The sequence below is a fragment of the Sphingomonas bacterium genome (assembly GCF_903642285.1).
Taxonomy (GTDB): domain Bacteria; phylum Pseudomonadota; class Alphaproteobacteria; order Sphingomonadales; family Sphingomonadaceae; genus Sphingomonas.
Map to the genome: position 1 here is coordinate 1 of NZ_CAHJWJ010000050.1, position 4,174 is coordinate 4,174.

Annotated in this window: 7 protein-coding genes; 6 read left to right on the forward strand and 1 reads right to left on the reverse strand. The window is 70.1% G+C overall.

Annotation, left to right across the window (positions count from 1 at the left end):
* From HUU99_RS15215 to HUU99_RS15240, 6 genes are all read left to right on the forward strand, one after another.
* Positions 1-1,111: RluA family pseudouridine synthase (locus HUU99_RS15215; RefSeq protein WP_174287417.1), on the forward strand; the 1,111-nt coding region annotated here is incomplete at its 5' end.
* Positions 1,108-1,539 (forward strand): hypothetical protein, encoded by a 432-nt coding sequence (locus tag HUU99_RS15220; RefSeq protein WP_174287418.1) that lies wholly within the window; start codon positions 1,108-1,110, stop codon positions 1,537-1,539. The genes HUU99_RS15215 and HUU99_RS15220, both read left to right, overlap by 4 nt.
* A gap of 28 nt (positions 1,540-1,567) precedes the next feature.
* The gene (locus HUU99_RS15225; RefSeq protein WP_174287419.1) at positions 1,568-2,146 is read left to right on the forward strand and encodes an FMN-binding negative transcriptional regulator; all 579 of its coding nucleotides are present in this window, start codon (positions 1,568-1,570) and stop codon (positions 2,144-2,146) included.
* Complete coding sequence (locus tag HUU99_RS15230) at positions 2,143-2,799, forward strand: HAD-IA family hydrolase (RefSeq protein ID WP_174287420.1); 657 nt, start codon at positions 2,143-2,145, stop codon at positions 2,797-2,799. Before HUU99_RS15225 ends, HUU99_RS15230 begins: the two co-directional genes overlap by 4 nt.
* Positions 2,796-3,014, forward strand: a complete 219-nt coding sequence (locus tag HUU99_RS15235) for a hypothetical protein (protein WP_174287421.1) — start codon at positions 2,796-2,798, stop codon at positions 3,012-3,014. Before HUU99_RS15230 ends, HUU99_RS15235 begins: the two co-directional genes overlap by 4 nt.
* Entirely contained in the window at positions 3,011-3,694 is a 684-nt protein-coding gene (locus HUU99_RS15240; protein WP_174287422.1) for an ATP12 family chaperone protein, read from the forward strand. The genes HUU99_RS15235 and HUU99_RS15240 overlap by 4 nt, the downstream gene beginning before the upstream one ends.
* Positions 3,695-3,822: 128 nt before the next feature.
* Here the strand turns inward: HUU99_RS15240 and ygfZ are convergent.
* Positions 3,823-4,174, reverse strand: a 352-nt coding sequence (gene ygfZ, locus HUU99_RS15245) for a CAF17-like 4Fe-4S cluster assembly/insertion protein YgfZ (protein WP_174287423.1), incomplete at its 5' end; no start/stop codon positions are given.

Genomic DNA, 4,174 nt, shown 5'->3' on the forward strand with positions numbered 1-4,174 from the left:
CGGCGACCGGCTGGAGGCGGGGCAGACGCTGCGCGTGCCGCCGCCCGAACCGGTCCGCCCCGCCGCGACGCCGGAGCGCGAGCGCGCCCCGCTGTCCGACGACGAAGTCGCAATGGCGCGCGAGATGGTGATCCACCAGGACGCGCAGGCCTTCGTCCTCAACAAGCCGCCGGGGCTTGCGACACAGGGCGGCACGAAGACCACCGCGCATGTCGACGGGCTGCTCGACGGGCTGCGCTACGATAACGAGGGCCGACCGAAGCTGGTCCACCGGCTCGACAAGGACACGTCGGGCGCGCTGCTGATCGCGCGCACCGCCCGCGCCGCGGCGTTCTTCGCCAAGGCATTCTCGGGCCGCACCGCGCGCAAGGTGTATTGGGCGCTGATCGTCGACGTCCCCTCGATCGAGGACGGGATGATCGAGCTGCCGATCGGCAAGCAGCCGGGCACCGGCGGCGAGAAGATGATGGTCGACGAGAGCGAGGGTTCCCCTGCGCGTACCCGCTACCGCGTGATCGAACGCGCGGGCAACCGGACCGCCTGGGTCGAACTCCAGCCCTTCACCGGCCGCACCCACCAGCTGCGCGTCCACATGGCGGCGATCGGCCACCCGATCGTCGGCGACGGCAAGTACGGCGGCGCGGCGGCGTTCCTGACCGGGGGGATCAGCCGCAAGATGCACTTGCATGCACGGCGGATCCGCGTCGATCACCCCGATGGCGGCGAAATCGACGTGCAGGCCGGATTGCCGACGCATTTCGCCGAGAGTCTCAAGCAACTCGGCTTCGACGAGATGCTCGGCAACATGATGCCGATGGACGAGCGGGTCGCGCCGACCAAGGCGGAGGAAAAGCAGCGCGCCAAGGCGCATGCCAAGGGCGTCCGCAAGGAAAACCGTGGCGAACGGCGTCGACGCGGGGAAGGCGAGGAGCCGCGCGCGGCAGCACCCGCCGCCCTGAAGCGCGCACGCCCATCGGCAGCGAAGGCGAAGCCGGCGACCGGCACCGGCCGCGGGAAGCTGGGCGACGGCGGTCGCCCGGGGCGGACCCGCGACGGCAGCCCGCGGTCGCGTTCCCCGGCGGGCGGGAGCGGCGGGACGAAGAGGCGATGAAATATCGGCTGTTCTTGACCGTTTGCGGTCTTTTGCCAGCCACGCTGCTTGGCGGCTGTTTCCAGATGGGTCGCATTCTCGGCGTCGGTGCGCCCTTTACCGATATTGGGTCCTCACGGGCATCGCCGGACGGTGGCGTTTTGGCGGCCTATGTCATCGATGCTCCGGGTCCGCTGGCAGGCAATACCTACGCGATCACGCTGACGGCTGCTGGCGGAAACCCGTTGCGCGGCACCGTCATCATCGCAACCGGAACGGACGACCGCGATCTGGTCTATCGATGGGTATCACGTAATATGTTGCAGGTTCGTCTGCCCTGCGGCTGGTGGGTGAATGCGGCGAACCATTGGCAATTGTCAGGCACGGACCGGGTTGTCTCTATCGACTTCATCAAAGCCGAAGGTTGCCCGGGCAGGAAGTGGCTGTGAACACTGCGCACAGGGCGAAGAAGCGCTGATGCACCCGGCCCGCGCCTTTCGCAGCGACGCGGACCCGCTCGACCAGGCCGCGGTGACCGGCTTCGCCCATGTCTTTGCCGGTACGCCGGAGGCACCGATGGTCGTCCACGCGCCGGTCACGCGCCACGGCGCTAGCCTGCGCTTCCACGTCGCGCGCGCGAACCGGATCGCGCGCCATCTGGACGGCGCGATCGTGCTGCTGAGCGTGGTCGGGCCGCAGGGCTATATCAGCCCGAACTGGTACGAACGGCCCGGCGATCAGGTACCGACGTGGAATTATGTCGCGGTCGAGATCGACGGGCAGGCCGCTCCGGTCGGTGACGACGATCTGGTCGAACATCTCGACGCGCTGGCCGCGAACCACGAGCCGCACGACAGGCCGTGGACGCGGGACAAGATGGACGATGCCCTGTTCCGCCGGATGCTGGGCGGCATCCGTGGCTTTGGGGTGACGGTCGCGGCGACGCGGACGACGGACAAGCGCAGCCAGAACAAGAGCGATGCCGACCGCGCGGGCGTGATCGCCGGGCTGGACCGCGAGGGCAATGTGGCGCTCGCCGCAGCGATGCGTGCATGATCCGCCTCGCCGTCTTCGATTGCGACGGGACGCTGGCCGACAGCCAGGCGAATATCTGCGTCGCGGCGGAACGGGCGTTCGCGGACGCCGGGCTGACGCCGCCGCCGCGCGACGCGATCCGGCGGATCGTCGGGCTGAGCCTGGTCGAGGCGATGCGGGTGTTGCTGCCGGGTGGGGACCATATGATCCATGAGCGGCTGGCGGCGGAGTACAAGGCGGCCTTCCACGACCTCAGGACCAGCGGTGCGCTGGCGGAAGAGCCGCTGTTCGACGGGATCGTCGATGTGCTCGACCGGTTACGCTCCAACGGATGGGTATTGGGGGTCGCGACGGGCAAGTCGGATCGCGGGCTGGCGCATATCCTGACCGAACACGGCATCGCAGATCGGTTCGCGACGTTGCAGACCGCGGATCGGCATCCGTCCAAGCCCAGCCCGGCGATGCTGACCGCGGCGATGGCGGAGGTGGGCGCGTCGGCGGAGGATAGCGTGATGATCGGCGATACGAGTTTCGACATGGCGATGGCGAAGGCGGCGGGCGTCCGCGCGGTCGGCGTGGCGTGGGGCTATCACGGCGCGGACGAGCTGATCGCGGCGGGGGCCGATGTCGTCGCGACCGAAGTCGCGGCCTTGCCCGGGTTGCTGGCGGCATGAGCGCGCGCGATCCGGCGGAGGGGCGCTGGGCGATCATCGCGATCGTCCGCATCGCCGCCGCCGCCGGGGCGGTGTTCGGGCTGGTGCTGGCGGGGCGGGCTGTCGCCTGGGGGCCGAAGATATTGGGGATCGCGATCATCCTCTCCGCGCTGTTCATGATGGCGGTGGTGCCGCGCGCGCTGGTCGAGCGCTGGCGCTCGCCGCCCGGGCCATGAAGCGTTTCTGGACAGCGGTGACAGTGACGCCCGACCGCGGCGTCGCGCTCGACGGACGGCCGGTGCGCACGCCGGGGCGGATGCCGCTGCTGATGCCGACCGACAAGCTGGCCGATGCGGTGGCGGACGAATGGCGCGCGGTCGCCGATGCGATCGATCCGCGCGCGATGCCGCTGACCGGTATGGCGAATGCGGCGATCGACCGGATCGCGCCGGATCCCGCTATCTTCGCCGCCGGGCTTGCCAAATATGGCGAAAGCGACCTGCTCTATTATCGTGCGGCGACGCCCGACCTGCTTGCGGCGCGGCAGGCGGCGGCGTGGGACCCGCTGCTCGACTGGGCGCGGACGCGGTACGACGTGCATTTCGAGACCGTCGCCGGGGTGATGCACCGACCCCAACCGGCGGCGACGATCGAGCGGCTTCACGGCGCGGTGGCGGCGCAATCGCCGTTCGCGCTGGCCGCGCTGTCGCCGATCGTGACGCTCACCGGATCGCTGGTCGCGGCGCTGGCGCTGCTCGAGGGCGCGGCGGATGCGGGGACGGCGTGGACCGCGGCGATGGTGGACGAGCTGTGGTCGGTCGAGATGTGGGGCGAGGACGCGCTCGCCACCGCGGACCGTGCGGGGCGGCGCGAAGGATATGATGCCGCGGTGCGGATGCTGGGGTATCTGGGATAGCCAAACCCTGCCTCCACCCCGGCGAAGGCCGGGGCCCAGTTGCCAAGGTCGATGTAACGAAGGGCACCGCGCCGCCGCAATCGGCTCGCACCTGGGCCCCGGCCTTCGCCGGGGTGGAGGAAACCAGCTCAGTCCGACGCTACCAACGCCCCCGCAAGCCAATCCGGCACGATCGCCGCGCCGCGATCCTCGACCCGCCGCCACTCGACCATCAGCCCGAGATCGGGATACGCTACCCGCGTCCGCTCCCCCGCCTCGCCCAGCGGCATCACGAACAACCGCCGGTTGACCTTCGCGCGGTAATGCATCCGCGCGGTGTTCTCCTGCCCGACATAGCAGCCCTTGGCGAAGCTGACCCCGTTCAGCTCGGCGGCGTTGCATTCCAGCCAAAGCGTATCGCCCGCGCCGAGTTCCGCGACCCCCTCGGTCACGCCCAGCGACAGCCGGTGCGCCCGCCACCCGATCGCCGCCGCCGCCGCC